The following is a 14,065-nucleotide window of genomic DNA, read 5'->3' on the forward strand; positions in this document are numbered from 1 at the left end:
CCGCCCCGATCCGCCAGATGCCAGTCGATGACCGCCAAGCCAAGAGCGGGAGGACTTGATTCGCTCCGGCCGATGCCGCAACCGGTGGGCGTCGCGGCATCCCGCCGCGGCCGGATCTAAGCACAGCCAGAGCAGGGGCATCATGACCAGCCCGGATACGCCCCAGCCCGACGCTCTGATTGGCGCGACCGGCTTTGTCGGCACCAATCTTCGCCTGTCGCACGAGTTCGCGGCGCACTATGCCTCGCGCACGATCGGCGACAGCGCCGGGCGCAGCTTCGGCACGGTCGTCTGCGCCGCCGCCCCGGCAACGATGTGGGAGGCGAACCGCAATCCCGGTCGCGACCTGGAGAACATCGATGCGCTGATCGGCCATCTGCGCGGGATCGAGGCACAGCGCTTCGTGCTGATCTCGACCATCGCGGTACTGGCCGATGCCAATGCCGGACTGAACGAGGGTAGCGACGCCTTCGAGACCGACAGGGCCTATGGTCGCAACCGCCGCCATCTCGAGGTCGCGGCGCAGGAGATCTTCCCGACCTGCCATGTCCTGCGGCTGCCGGCGCTCTACGGCGCGGGCCTCAAGAAGAATCTGCTGTTCGACATGCTCAACCCCGCTCCGTCCTTCCTGACCGAGGCGCGCCTGGGCGAAATTCGCGACGCGATCCCGGAGGCGGCGCGGGTCGAACTCGATGCGGTCTATGGCTGGGACGAGGGTCTCTCCATGTATCGCTGCGACCGCGCGCTGCTTCGCCGGCGCGGACGGGAGGACGAACTGGTCGCGGCGCTGGGCGCGATCGGTGCGACCGCGCTAGCCTTCGCCAATGGCGAGAGCCGCTTCCAATTCTACGGTCTGGCCGAGCTTTGGGCCGATATCGGTCGCGCGATCGAGCATCGCGTACCGGTGCTGCATCTCGCACCCGAGCCGATCGAGGTCGCCGACCTGTATCGCGAACTCACCGGCGAGCCCTTCCCGCCCTCGGCCGCTTCCGTCTATCGCGAGGACATGCGCACCCGCCATGCCGATCTCTGGGGCCGGACCGGGGACTATAGCCAGGATCGCGCGACGGTGCTCGACCGGCTGCACGACTTCTTCGCAAACCAGCGGGCGGCGGCATGAAGATCGCCGTCTCCAACATCGCCTGGGCGCCAGCCGAGCGCGCCGAGGCCTATGCCACGCTGCGCCGCCATGGTGCGACGGGCCTGGAGATTGCGCCCGGGCTGTTCCTCGACGGCGAGCCGGACCGGTTCGAGCCGTCGGACGCGGCAGTCGCGCGCCTGCTGGACGAGGTAGCCGATGCCGGGCTGCAGCTCGTCTCGATGCAGTCCTTGCTGTTCGGTGTCCAGGATGCCGCGCTGTTCGGCACGCCCGAGCAGCATGCCAGGCTGATCAACGGGCTGGAGCGCGCAATCGCGCTGGCCGGACGGCTCGGCATTCCCAATCTGGTCTTCGGATCGCCGCTCCAGCGGATCGTCCCCGAGGGCATGAGCCAGGAAGACGCGATGGCCTTTGCCGCCGACAGCTTCCGCACGCTGGCCGACCAGGTAGTGGCGCAGGGGGCAGTGATCGCGATCGAGCCGAATCCCAGCGCCTATGGCACCAATTTCCTGACCGACATGGAGTCGGCCCACGCCTTCGTGCTTCAGGCCGACCATCCCGGCGTCACACTGAATTTCGACATCGGCGCGCTGCACATGACCGGCCGGTTCGGCGATATCGGCACGTTGATCGAGCGCATGCTGCCGGTCGTGTCGCACGTCCATGTCAGCGAGCCGCAGCTGGCCCCCGCCCCCGCGACGCGCGCCCATGCCGATGCCGTGTTGCAGGCGCTGGACGCCGCGGGATATGATCGCTGGGTCTCGATCGAGATGCGCAATCCGGGCGACGATGCCCTGGACGAACTCGATCGCGCGCTGGGGCGATTGACGGGGGCAGAGGGATGACATCCGCACGCGAGCGCCGCGAGGATGTGCTGGTATCGGTCTGTTTTCCGGCAGGTGCGATCACCGCCGAGGAATTCGACACGGTGCGCCGCACCGCCCAGGCGATCGACCAGGCCTTTCGCTACTGGGAACTGATCCTGATCGCCGATGGCGACCAGCTGCCGCCCGCCGGGATCGACCGGCATGGCGAGGAGCTGCGCAATCTCCGCTGGATCCGGGTGCGGGCGCATCCGGGCTTCTATCGCCGCCGCCGCGCGCTGGCCGCTGCCGAGGCGATCGGCGATGTCGTGATCCTGACCGGGATCGGCGAGCATGAGCCCGCCCAACTGGTCGAACTCGCGCACCAGGCCGCCGATGGCGACACCGCGATCGTCTGCGCCGATGACGAGACCAGGCTGATCGAGGGACCGCTGGCGATGCTGGGCGCCGCAGCCGGGTTCGACGTTTCGGTCCGCGACACGCTGACCGCGGCCTTTCCGCGCGCCTCCTCAACCGGCTGCTCGCCCATCCCGAACGCGACCTGGCGCTGCGCTTTCCGCCGCGTGACGAAGGCTTCGCGGTCCGGCGTCAGCGCGTCTCGCGGGTTCCGCGCCGCCGCCGTGCGACGCGTCAATCGGGCCGGCGTGTCGCCCTCGCCTACCGCCTGCTGGTCAGTTCCGCGCCGCTGGTGCTCGCCGCGGTCGGCATCCTGTCGCTGCTGACCGTCGCCGCCGGGATCGCCTTCGCGCTCTACTCGATCGCGGTCTGGCTGTTCATGCCGCACGTCCAGCCGGGCTGGTTCAGCACCGCGATCGTCCAGAGCCTGACCGCTGCCTTTCTCGGCTTCGCGCTGTTCGGCGTATCCACCGGCATGCAGAAGATCATGGAGCGGCTGGATCCAGCCGCAGACGACCTGATCGTCGATGAGATCGGTACGATCGACCTGTTCGGGCGACAGGACGACCTGAACGTCGACATCGACGCGGGCATCGCCCGGACGCCGCGATGAGCGGCACGGCAATCGATGCCGACTATCTGATTATCGGCGGCGGCTTCTATGGCTGCTGCCTCGCCCTGTTCCTGCGCTCGATCAGCGAAAAGGTCGTGCTGGTCGAGGCGGAACCGGCGCCGCTCACCCGCGCCTCGCGCGTCAACCAGGCGCGGGTTCATACCGGCTTCCATTATCCGCGCAGCTTCGTCACCGCCGTCAAGTCGAAGGTGCTGCACACCCGCTTCGTCGCGGACTTTCCCGAGGCGGTGGTCGACGATTTCCGCATGCTCTACGCGATCGCGCGGCGCCGGTCGAAAGTGTCCGCGGGGCGGTTCCACCGCATGTTCGCCGGCATGGACGCACCGATCCGCCCCGCCGACCAGCGCGAGGCCGGGCTGTTCGACCCCGACACGATCGAGGCGGTGTTCGAATGCCGCGAATATGCCTTCGACTGGTCGCGCCTCCAGGCCGCGCTGCTCGACCGGCTCGACCGGCACGGGGTGCGGACGCTCTATGGCCAGCCGATCGCGGCGCTGTCCGAACAGGGTGAAGGCGTGACGGCCGAACTGGCGGACGGCAGCGTGATCCGGGCGGGTCGCGCCTTCAACGTGACCTACGCCCATATCAACGAGCTGCTCGACCTCGCCGGCCTGCCACCCGCCCCGCTGAAGTTCGAGCTGGCCGAGCTCGCGCTGGTCCAGCCGCCCCCCAGCCTCGACGGCCTCGGCGTCACCGTCATGGACGGCCCGTTCTTCTCGACCATGCCCTATCCCGCCGAGGGTCTCTATTCGCTGACCCATGTCCGCTACACGCCGCAGCTCAGCTGGTCCGGCCGCTCGCACATCGACCCGGCCCAGCGCCTGCGCGAGGGCGAGGCGCGCGAGAGCCGCGTCCGCCACATGCTGCTCGATTCGGCGCGCTACCTGCCCTCGATCCGCGAGGCGCGGTGGGAACGCTCGATCTACGACATCAAGACGGTTCTGCTGAAGAACGAGCGCGTCGACGGCCGGCCGATCCTGTTCCACCGCCACCCCGCAACCTCGCGCATCACCTCGATCATGGGCGGCAAGATCGACAATATCTACGACCTGTTCGACCTGATGCGGATGACCGAACCCGAATGCCGCGATGCGCATGACGACTATGTCTGCGGACGCGCGTGAAGGAAAATGGACCACCAGTTTCCTCCCCAGGATGCTGCGCATCCGGGGGAGGAGAGCGACATGGACGGCAAGCACCACGTCACCCCGGCCGAAGTGCCGGGGTCTACCCTTCCTCCATCCTGAACGCGTGTTGGCCACGACACCCGACCCGACGGCCCACGGACCCCACTGTCGGAAGCCCCCTCAGGTCCGGGACGTGCCGCCCCGTGGACCCCGGCATTGCAGTGTTTAGACTGGAGACAAGGCGAACAGGTGTGCGGGGACATGGTGGACGGATATACCGCCAACTAGCGCAGATCGATCTGCGCTAGTTGGTGGTGGCGATAGCATAGGTCGAAGACACCATCGGTTTCGGTCGCGCGTAAGGCGACATACCGGCCGGCGAAGGCCTTGCAGGTGCTCAGATTGCGTCCCTTGAAGCTAACAGCGCCGTTTCCGCGTACCTTGCGGACATGGGCCTGGGGCTCATATTCCGGCGGAACGATGCGGCCCGGCATCGAGCGGGGACTTGGGCGGTAGCGCGCGGCCGGGGTTTGCAGACCAAGCGCCTCATGCGGTCGCCTGGTGTTGTAGACGTGACGCCAGGCGTCGAACGCCTTCTGCGCCTCGGCCAGGGTCTCGAAGATGCGCCCGTCCAGCACTTCGCCCTTGAGTGTCCGATGGAAGCGTTCGTCCTTGCCCTGCGTCTGCGGATGGTAAGGCCGGCCATGCGTCACCACCATGCCAAGGTCCATGAGCCAGACGGTGAGAACTGTATGACGCTCGCTGCTTCCCGCCGTTCCCCAAGGCGAACCATTGTCGGTCAGGATGCGTCGCGGCAGGCCATGGCGTTCGAACAGCCTCGTCAGATGAGCCTGCACCGTCGCCGTCCGCTCATTGTCGCACGCACCGATCGTCAGCGAGTAGCGGGAGTGGTCGTCGAGCACTGTCAACGGATGGCAGCGACCCTCGCGCATCGCGAAATGACCCTTGAAATCCATCTGCCACAGATCGTTCGGTTCGGCATGCTCGAAGCGCGTCCAGTGACGGACATACCCGGCTCCTGGCCCATCGAGACGGCCATGGCGACGCAGGATGTCCGTGATCGTCGAGGCAGAGGGCACCTCGGCGACACCGTCATCCTGCAAGACACGCCTGATCTTGCGACCACCCCACTTCGGATGCTCGGCTCGCACCGCCAGGACCTGCGCCTCCAGATCCTTCGATGTCCGGTTCGGACTCCTCGTCGGGCAGCGAGACCGATCCGAAAGACCCGCTGCTCCTTCAACCCGATAGCGTCCAAGCCACTTGTAGCCAACGCTCGGGCTGATCCCGAACCGGCGGCATAACTCACGCCGATTACTGCCAGCCAAACCAGCCAAGCGGCAAAACTCTTCCCGCTCCGACATCCGCGAACACTCCTTGAACGGCATGGCTTTCCTCCATGCCCGATGTGTCCACCATGTCCCCGCACACCTGTCCACCATGTCTCCGGTCTGTACACTTGAGGGCAGGGGTGACGAGGTTTGTGGGGCGACCCAAACGCTCACCCCTCTGCGCCTCCGCGTCTCTGCCCGCATCCCTGCCCCGCTCACGCAGGCGGGCAGGTCGACTTGCGGACCACCAGCCGGTGGTCGAGCTGGACGTGCGCAGGGGCGTCGGGCAGTCCGTCGACCATCGCCGAAAGCAGCTCGATCGCCTGGCGCGCCATCAGGGTCAGCGGCTGGCGGATGGTGGTCAGCGGCGGCCAGGTGTAGCGCGCCGCGTCGGTGTCGTCGAAGCCGACGACCGACAGGTCGCGCGGAAGCCGCAGGCCGCGGTCGATGCCGGCAGCGATGACGCCCGCGGCCATGCCGTCATTGGCGGCGAAGATCGCGGTCGGCGGCTCCGTCCGGTCCAGCATCTCGCCGGCGATGCGATAGCCCGAGGCGGGGAGGAAGTCGCCCTGCTCGATCGGCGGATCCCAGCCATCGGCGACCGCGGCCATCGCGTCGCGAAAGCCGTCGACGCGCGCCGCCGCCGCGCCGTGCGCGCTGGGGCCCGAGACCATCGCGATCCGCCGATGCCCCAGGCTCAGCAGATGCTCGGTCGCCGCCCGCGCCCCGCCGCGCTCGTCGATCGAGATCGTCGCGCCGCGCTGCGGGTCGATGCCGGGCGAGATGCGCACGAACGGGATTTCGCGCGCGCCCAGCGCGTCCAGCAGCGCCGCATTGTCGCAGGCGGGCGGCAACAGGACCACGCCGTCGATCTGACGCCGCCGATAGCGCGACAGATCCAGCGCCATCGCCTCGGCATCGAGATGGATGCCCTCGACCAGGAAGCGATAGCCATATTGCTGGGCGGTGCGCAGCGCCGCCGCCTCCAGCGCGCCGACATAGGGGACGAGATACCAGTCGTCATCCTCGGGCGGCTCGACCAGTTCGGGATTGGTCAGCAGCGCCAGCGTATAGCCGCGCGGCCCCTTCAGCGCGCGCGCCGACAAATTGGGCTCGTAGCCGAGCTCGTCGATCGCCTTGTTGACGCGGTCGCGCAGATCGGCACCGACCTGCGGGTTGCGGTTGATGACGCGCGACACCGTCTTGGGCGAGACGCCGGCCGACCGGGCAATGTCATAGATGGTCAGCGACGCGCCGCGCCTGGTCATGGGTTCCCGAACCTTGCTGCGAACACTCGCCGCCTGGTGGTTATCGGTCCCCATGACGCTTGCCAAGCGGCGCGACCGTGAAAGTCGCGCCGCCGGGCAGGCCCGATCAGTTTGCGGGACAGGGAAGCGGTGCCTCGGCCTTGCCCAGCTTCACGTCGGACAGGGTCAGCCCACCCGCGCCCGGGCTGGCCAGCACGAACGGTGCGGTGACCCGCGCCATGTCGAGCCCCTTGCCCGCGAAGCAGCTGAGCGGCACCGCCACGCGCTGCCAGCTGCCCGCCGGCGCCGCCTTCACCGCATCGGTGATCGGCACGACCACGCGGGTCACGTCGCCGCTGACCATGCCGAGTTGGACCGGGCCGGTCGGTGCGGTATCGACGCGATATTCGACGATCAGGCTGTCGCCCGCCGCCGCCTGACGGCTGAGGTCGATCGGGCGCGACGGCTCGATCCGCGCCTCGGCCGGGATGCGGCCACTCCAGGTGAAGGCGCGCGAATCCTCCTGGGTACGGCGGTCGACATTGCGCACCTTGAACAGGTCGCCGAACAGCGCGCCGGTCGATCCGGTTACGACCGACTTGGGCATCTGCGGCACGCCGTAGAGCACCAGGTTCCAGCCGTCGGGCGAACCGCCGCGGCCGAACACGACATCGGTGGTGATCGCGCTACCCATCGGCCGGTCCTCGCTCAGCTTCGGCACGCGGCCGGGCTTGGCATAGGTCAGGCCATAGCCGAACGGGAACAGCGGGTCGTAGCCGGCGCGGCGACGGTCGAGCTCGAACTGGTCGGGACGCTTCGGCCAGGAGAAGCTGAGCCTGCCCTTGAAGTCGTTGGCGATGCCGCCATCTGCCTTGCGGAACAGCACATCGGCGACGCCCCCGCCCTCGGTCCCGGGCAGGAAGGCGGCGACGAACGCGTCGGATGCGTTCAGCTCGGCATTGACCCACATCGGACGGCCCGAGAGGAAGACCGCGACGACCGGGATCTTCTGGCCCTTCAGCTTGCGCAGCAGCTCGAGCGCCGACTTGTCGCCGGGGCTGAATTCCAGGTTCGGGCGGTCGCCCAGCATCTCGGCATAGGGCTTTTCGCCGAACACCACGATCGCGACATCGGGCCGGTCGGTGAAGCTGCCATCGGCCGAATAGCTTGCCTTGCCGCCGGCCGCCGCCACCGTCTGTTCGATGCCGTCGCGGATCGTCTGGCTGTTGGGGAAGTCGGCCTTGGTGACGTCATTGCCCTGCCAGGTGATCGACCAGCCGCCGGTCGCCTGCGAGATGTCGTCGGCCGCTGTGCCGGCGATCAGGATGTTTGCCTTGGGCTTCAGCGGCAGCACGCCTTCATTCTTCAGCAGAACCAGCGACTCGCGCACCGCCTGGCGTGCCAGCGCGCGATGCTCGGGGGCGCCGATCAGCTCGAACTTGCCGCCCAGCGCGCGCGACGACGGCTTGCCCGCCTCGAACAGGCCGGCGCGCAGTTTCACGCGCAGGATGCGACGCACCGCATCGTCGAGCCGTGCGGCCGGGATCTCGCCCGACTTCGCCTGGGCCAGCGTGTTGTCGTACAGCGTCTTCCACTTGTCGCCCGAATACATGAACATATCGAGCCCGGCATTGATCGCCGACGGACAATTCTCGGTGGTGCAGCCGGGCAGCTGGCCATGCGCGTTCCAGTCGCTGACCAGGAAGCCGTCAAAGCCGATCCGGTCCTTCAGCACATCGGTCAGGATGCTGCGATTGGCGGTCATCTTGACCCCGTTCCAGCTCGAGAAGCTGACCATGATGATCTGCGTCCCCGCCTCGATCGCGGAGATATAGCCCGGCAGATGGACGTCGATCAGCTCGCGTTCGGTGATCAGCGCATCACCCTGGTCACGCCCGCCATCGGTCGCGCCATCGCCCAGGAAATGCTTGGTCGAGGTGACCACGCGGTTGGGCAGCAGGAAGTCCTTGCTGCCCGGGCGGCCCTGAATCCCCTCGACCACCGCGCCGGCAAAGCCGCGCACGACTGCGGGATCCTCCGAATAGCTTTCATAGGTGCGGCCCCAGCGATCGTCCTGCGCCACCGCGACCGTCGGCGCGAAGGTCCAGTCCTGGCCGGCGGCTGCGGTCTCGACCGCCGTCGCCTCGCCGATACGGCGCGCCAGATCATAGTTTCGCGATGCGCCCAGCCCGATATTGTGCGGGAAGAGCGTGGCGCCGGGGACATTGTTGTTGCCGTGCACCGCGTCGGTGCCCCAGATCACCGGCACCTTCGGCCGGCCGTCGCTGCGGTCCATCGATGCCGTGTAGAATTCGTCGGCCAGCCGCAGCCAGTCGGCCGGCGGCGCCTTGTCATTGCCATAGGGGCCGCTCGCGCCGCCGTTGAGGATCGAGCCCAGCTTGTAGGTCTTGAGGTCGTTGGGCTTGATATTGGCGATGTCGACCTGGATCAGCTGGCCGACCTTGTCCTCGACCGACATGGCGGCGAGGATCTGTTCGACCCGCGCCTCGATCTTCGGATCCTTGGTCACCTTGCTCTTCACCACCGGCCACAAGGCGGGGTTGGCGACGGCGGAGCCTGCGCGCTTTTCCTGCGCCGCGGCGGGCAGCGCGATGGCGGCGCTGGCAAGGAGCCCAAGGGCGATTGGACCGAATCTCATATCAAACCTCTCATCATTTTTCGGCCTTGTGAACGTTCACAACGCCAAGTGCAACGCCCGTGCCGGAGAGGCCAGCCCCCTCCCCGGCAGGACGAAATCCTATTGGAATAGGCGCGGCGCGAAATCGGCGAGATAGCGCCGCCAGTTGATCCAGGTATGGCCGCCCGGCGTCTCTTCATAGACATGGGCGATGCCATATTTGTTCAGCACGCCGCGGGTCGGTGCGACCGTGGGATAGAGGAAATCCTCCTTGCCCATCGCATAATAGACCAGCTTGAATTCCTTCGCACCACGCTTCAGCGCCGCGTCGTTGGCGGCTTCGTAATCGGTCACCTGCTTCTGCGCGTCCGGGCCGAAGCCCAGCCCCATCGAGAAGATGCCGATATAGCGGAACAGGTCCGAATGGGTCAGCCCGTTGCGGATCGTGTGCGCCCCGCCCATCGACAGGCCGGCCATTGCCCGGCTCTGCGGCGCGTTGATCGTGCGGAAGCTGCGCTCGACCTGCGGCAGCAGGTCCTTGAGCAGGTCGTTGCCGAAGTCGTTGTTGTTGAGCAGGTCGGTGCCCGGCCGGTCGGGGGTGTGGCCGAACGGCATGACGATGATCATCGGCTTCGCCTTGCCCTCGGCGATCAGATTGTCGAGGATGTAATGGGCATGGCCGACGCTGGTCCAGCTGTCGTCGCTGTCGCCGGCACCGTGCACCAGATAGAGCACCGGATATTTGGTCGTGCCGTTCATATAGCCCGGCGGCGTATAGACATGCGCCCGACGCTTCACGCCCAGCGATTCCGACCAATATTCGATCTCGGACACGGTGCCGTGCGGCACCTCGCGGCGATAGGTCTGGAATGCGCCTTCGGGGCCGAAGGTCTCGAAGGTCGAGTTGATCCCCATCCGCTCCTCGGACCAGGTCGTCCCCATCGGATTGGGCACGCGCGCGCCATCGACCTGGAAGTTGAAGCGATAGGTGTCGGCGGCCACCGGCTTGAGCGTGGTCGCACTCCACAGCCCGGTCGCGTCGCGCGTCATCGTCAGGCCGTACGGCGTGCCGGGCGGGAAGCCCATCGGGATGGCGTCGGCATTGTCGCTGCTGGTGACCTTCACTTCCCGCGCCTCGGGTGCGCAGATGCGGAAGGTGACGCGGCCGTCGGCCAGCTGCTCGACCGGCTTGTAGCTGGGCGGCGGCGCGAACATGCCCTGCGGCCGGCAGGATGCCGCCTGACCCGGTGCGCCCTGCCCCGGCGCCGCCGGCTGTGCCCAGCCGATCGCGGGCGCCATCAATGCGGCGACAGCCACCGCCATTCTCGATCCGATCGTCTTCATTGCCTCATGCTCCCTGAATTGATCCGGGGTTCCCCGAAGGGAACCCCGCCCCCTTGTGATATGATGGTCCGTCAGAATGCCTTGGTGAGCGATACCTGCATCGACCGGCCAAAGGCATTGTGCGTGAACAGGTCGATCGAGGAATTGCCGCTGGCCGTCGACAGCACGATCGGCGGCTCGCTGCCGAACACATTGTTGACCGTCAGCCCCAGCCGCACGCCGCGCATGAAGCCCCAGCGTTCCTCGCCGCGCGGATAGGCGAAGGACAGGCTGAGATCGAACGTCGTCCAGGACGGCACCCGGCTCTGCGGCAGCGGCGCGGCCGCGCCGCTCAGCGTGATCGGCAGGTCGTTGATGTAGCTGCCGATATAATTGCCGAACATCGTCGCGGTGAACGGCCCCCGGTTATAGGTCACGCTGCCGCGGCCGCGCCAGCTGATCGGATCGCCGACCGTGTCCAGCCGCTTGACCAGCGGCGCGCCCTCGACCGTCGCCTCGGCATTGCGCAGGATATGGTTGAGCGACACGTTGAAGCTGAAATTGCCGATATCGGTCGGCCGGAAATAATTGACCGACAGGTCGATCCCCTCCTGCACCGTCTTGGCCGCGCTGATGCTGCGTCCGTCGATGATCAGGTCGGCGTTGCAGATGTCGCGCGGGTTGAAGCCGGCGATCGCGGTGTAGAGAAAGCCCGAAAATTCCTGCGCCCGCGGATCGATCGCACTGCATCCGGTGGCGGTGCGGACATTGTTCAGCGGGATGATATAGGCGCTGTAGCGGTTGAACAGGTCGACGCTCGCCAGCGCGCCGGGCACGAACGAATTGATCGTGAACGGCACGCCCGCCGTGCCCAGCTTGTTGGCATAGTTAAGGTTGTAATAGGTGCCCGAGATGCGCAGCCCCGGGGCGAAGGTCGGGGTGAAATCGGCGCCGAACTGCCAGTTGGTGCCGGTTTCGGGGCGCAGATTCTTGTTGCTGCCGATGATGTTGATGACGTTCAGCGAGCCATTGGCCTGACGCGTGCCGTCCAGCAGCGCGGCGATCTCCGGCGTGGGCGTGATGTTGCCGCCCAGTGCGAACGAGAAGGCGCCCGAATTGAGCTCGGGCAGGCCCGGCGCACGGAACGACGTGCCCCAGGATCCGCGCAGCTTGAACCCCTCGACCAGTTCCCAGGTCGCGCTGACCTTGCCGTTGGTGGTGTTGCCGAAGTCCGAATAATCGTCATAGCGCAGCGCCGCGCTGACGGTCAGGTCGCGCACCAGCGGCACGCCCATGTCCTGGTTGACCATCGGCATATAGAGTTCGCCGAACGCGGCATATTGGGTGCGCGTGGTGCGGGCATTGGCGTCGGGCGTGGTGACCGACCCCGGATCGGGCGGGCGGTTGCCGGCGTTCTGAAGCTTCTGAATGCCGTAATAATATTCACCGCCCAGCGCGAATTTCCAGCGGCCGGGCGCCCAGTCGATCAGCGTGCCGTCGATCTTGGCGACGACGTCGTGGCTCCAGTTCTGGGCATATTGCTGGTTGTTGCCCAGGATATAGTCGAGCTGCCCCTGCGTGAACGGCGCGGTCGACAGCGGGTTCAGCGCCAGCGGATTGCTGGACGGCAGATTGACCAGCTGCTGGATCGCGTTGACCGCGGCCACACCCTGCAGGTCGTTCTGCTCGAGCGAGATGAAGGTGCCGAGATAGCAGACACCGCAGGTCTTGTTCTGGCCGAAATTATAATAGGCCTCGGCGGTCAGGTCGCCGAACAGCGGCAGCCGCGCGCCGAAGGTATTGTTGAAGCTTTCGTCGAAATTCTGGTTCCCGATGCGCAGGTCGGCCGGCATCCGGTCGACCAGATTATACTGCACCTGGATCGGCTGGGGCCCGAAGGTGAAGTTGGTGGTGTTGAAGCGCACCAGATTGGGCAGCCCGGCCAGCGGGGCATAATATTGGCTGTCGGGATTGATGTTGAGCGTGGGGTTGGTCGCGGCATTGCCCGGTCCATAGGTGCGGGTGAACTGATCGGTCCGCGTCCAGAAGAACTCGTTGTAGAGGCTGAGGCGCCCCACCTCCTGGTTGATCAGCACCGACGCCTGCTTGCGCGTCTGGCGGCTGAGATAATCCTCGTACAGGCTGCGGTCGGTGACGTTGGGATAGACGGCGCAGGTCGTGGTGACCGCGCCGACGCACGACCCGCTGCGCACCTCGCGCAGATCGGCCAGCGTCAGGATGCGGCCATCCGGATTGGACGGCAGCGCATAATAGGTGTTGGCTCCGCCCAGCGGGAAGTTGGGATTGACCGGGCCAGCCCCGAACGGGTTGGCCGGATCGACCGTGGGGACGATGATGTTGCCGTTCAGCGGGACCGTCGCCGTGCCGCCGGTGGTGACGCGATTGTCGTTGCCGCCATAGGGCAGCTGATTTTCGCGCATGCGCGGGTTGCGGCCGCGCAGATAGGGTTCGCGGCGTGAATATTCGAACGTCGCGATGACGCTGCCGGTGCCGCCGCCGATGTTCCAGTGGGTGCCGGCGACGCCGCTCAGCGCCCAGTCGTCATTGCCATATTGGCCCGCGGTATAGCGGCCGGTCAGCTCGACCCCGGTGAAATTCTTGCGCAGCACATAGTTGATCACGCCGGCGATCGCGTCCGACCCATAGACCGCGGAGGCGCCGTCGAGGATCACCTCGATTCGCTCGACCGCCGCGATCGGCACCTGGTTCGCCTCGGTAAAGGCGCCCGCGGTGCCCGACGGCGTGACGCGGTGGCCGTTGACCAGGGTCAGCGTGCCGCCCTGGCCGACGCCGCGAATGTTGATCGCGGTGCCGCGGCTGGGGTTCGCGCCCGACTGCGAGCTGCCGCTGGCGCCGGAGCTTGCCGCGTCGAACGAGCCGCTGACATTCTGGACCTGCGGCAGGGTGCGCAGCACATCGGCAACGGTGCTGCGGCCGCTCGACAGGATGTCGTCGCGGCTGACGGTGATCGCCTGGCTGCCGATCGGCTTCACACCGGAGATGTTCGATCCGGTGACGACGATCTCGTCCGAAGCGACAGGCTCGGCATCCTGCGCCTGCTCCGCCGGTGCCACCACCGTGTCGTCCTGCGCCGGTTCGGTCGGTGTTTCCTGGGCCAGTGCCTGGCCCGACATCAGCAGGCCGATGGCGATGACCGCCATGCTTGCGCGACAACGCATGTCGCGAGCGATTCCCCTCATGATCCTCTCCCCCAATGGTTTTTAATCCCGCCGCCGCTTGCCGGTCTGATCGAGACACCGATGTCTAGACATTTCGAGACATCGGTGTCCAGACGAAAACAGACAACGATGTCGGCGAAACTGTGTTATTTGGCATAGCCAATTGAAACGACAGGATTTCCTGACAATCCAATCGGTTGCACTGTTAGCGCTACCTGAATTTGG

10 protein-coding genes are annotated in these 14,065 nt (G+C 66.6%); 5 read left to right on the forward strand and 5 right to left on the reverse strand.

What is annotated here, in order from left to right; all coding sequences use genetic code 11:
- The first annotated feature begins 142 nt into the window (after nt 1–142).
- Genes ACZ1H8_RS03760 through ACZ1H8_RS03780 form a run of 5 tightly spaced genes read left to right on the forward strand, consistent with a single transcriptional unit; the run spans nt 143 to nt 4,077 of the window.
- Nucleotides 143–1,120, forward strand: coding sequence for an NAD-dependent epimerase/dehydratase family protein (locus ACZ1H8_RS03760; protein WP_465180048.1), 978 nt, complete (start codon nt 143–145; stop codon nt 1,118–1,120).
- Entirely contained in the window at nt 1,117–1,944 is an 828-nt protein-coding gene (locus ACZ1H8_RS03765; protein WP_465180049.1) for a sugar phosphate isomerase/epimerase family protein, read from the forward strand. Before ACZ1H8_RS03760 ends, ACZ1H8_RS03765 begins: the two co-directional genes overlap by 4 nt.
- On the forward strand, nt 1,941–2,645 hold the full coding sequence (locus ACZ1H8_RS03770) for a hypothetical protein (protein ID WP_465180050.1): 705 nt from the start codon (nt 1,941–1,943) through the stop codon (nt 2,643–2,645). Before ACZ1H8_RS03765 ends, ACZ1H8_RS03770 begins: the two co-directional genes overlap by 4 nt.
- Nucleotides 2,612–2,932, forward strand: coding sequence for a hypothetical protein (locus tag ACZ1H8_RS03775; RefSeq protein ID WP_465180051.1), 321 nt, complete (start codon nt 2,612–2,614; stop codon nt 2,930–2,932). The genes ACZ1H8_RS03770 and ACZ1H8_RS03775 overlap by 34 nt, the downstream gene beginning before the upstream one ends.
- On the forward strand, nt 2,929–4,077 hold the full coding sequence (locus tag ACZ1H8_RS03780; RefSeq protein ID WP_465180052.1) for an NAD(P)/FAD-dependent oxidoreductase: 1,149 nt from the start codon (nt 2,929–2,931) through the stop codon (nt 4,075–4,077). Before ACZ1H8_RS03775 ends, ACZ1H8_RS03780 begins: the two co-directional genes overlap by 4 nt.
- A 287-nt stretch (nt 4,078–4,364) precedes the next feature.
- On the opposite strand, the gene ACZ1H8_RS03785 is transcribed toward ACZ1H8_RS03780, so the two are convergent.
- From ACZ1H8_RS03785 to ACZ1H8_RS03805, 5 genes are all read right to left on the reverse strand, one after another.
- Entirely contained in the window at nt 4,365–5,489 is a 1,125-nt protein-coding gene (locus tag ACZ1H8_RS03785) for an IS481 family transposase (RefSeq protein WP_465180053.1), read from the reverse strand.
- 158 nt (nt 5,490–5,647) lie between these two features.
- Nucleotides 5,648–6,700 carry a LacI family DNA-binding transcriptional regulator gene (locus tag ACZ1H8_RS03790; protein WP_465180054.1) on the reverse strand — a complete coding sequence of 351 codons (1,053 nt, stop codon included), beginning with the start codon at nt 6,698–6,700 and terminating at the stop codon, nt 5,648–5,650.
- A gap of 106 nt (nt 6,701–6,806) precedes the next feature.
- Nucleotides 6,807–9,338 (reverse strand): glycoside hydrolase family 3 protein, encoded by a 2,532-nt coding sequence (locus ACZ1H8_RS03795; protein WP_465180055.1) that lies wholly within the window; start codon nt 9,336–9,338, stop codon nt 6,807–6,809.
- Between the two features lie 99 nt (nt 9,339–9,437).
- Nucleotides 9,438–10,640, reverse strand: coding sequence for an alpha/beta hydrolase (locus tag ACZ1H8_RS03800; RefSeq protein ID WP_465180056.1), 1,203 nt, complete (start codon nt 10,638–10,640; stop codon nt 9,438–9,440).
- Nucleotides 10,641–10,732: 92 nt separating this feature from the next.
- Nucleotides 10,733–13,822, reverse strand: a complete 3,090-nt coding sequence (locus ACZ1H8_RS03805) for a TonB-dependent receptor plug domain-containing protein (protein WP_465180057.1) — start codon at nt 13,820–13,822, stop codon at nt 10,733–10,735.
- Nucleotides 13,823–14,065 lie beyond the last annotated feature (243 nt).

The organism is Sphingomonas sp. BL-S-25 (assembly GCF_055521555.1).

Coding starts and splice junctions, on each gene's coding strand:
- ACZ1H8_RS03765 (WP_465180049.1), top strand. CDS start 1,117: ATGAAGATCGCCGTCTCCAACATCGCCTGGGCGCCAGCCGAGCGCGCC.
- ACZ1H8_RS03770 (WP_465180050.1), top strand. CDS start 1,941: ATGACATCCGCACGCGAGCGCCGCGAGGATGTGCTGGTATCGGTCTGT.
- ACZ1H8_RS03800 (WP_465180056.1), bottom strand. CDS start 10,640: ATGGCGGTGGCTGTCGCCGCATTGATGGCGCCCGCGATCGGCTGGGCA.
- ACZ1H8_RS03805 (WP_465180057.1), bottom strand. CDS start 13,822: ATGGCGGTCATCGCCATCGGCCTGCTGATGTCGGGCCAGGCACTGGCC.
- ACZ1H8_RS03790 (WP_465180054.1), bottom strand. CDS start 6,700: ATGACCAGGCGCGGCGCGTCGCTGACCATCTATGACATTGCCCGGTCG.
- ACZ1H8_RS03795 (WP_465180055.1), bottom strand. CDS start 9,338: ATGAGATTCGGTCCAATCGCCCTTGGGCTCCTTGCCAGCGCCGCCATC.
- ACZ1H8_RS03760 (WP_465180048.1), top strand. CDS start 143: ATGACCAGCCCGGATACGCCCCAGCCCGACGCTCTGATTGGCGCGACC.
- ACZ1H8_RS03780 (WP_465180052.1), top strand. CDS start 2,929: ATGAGCGGCACGGCAATCGATGCCGACTATCTGATTATCGGCGGCGGC.
- ACZ1H8_RS03785 (WP_465180053.1), bottom strand. CDS start 5,489: ATGCCGTTCAAGGAGTGTTCGCGGATGTCGGAGCGGGAAGAGTTTTGC.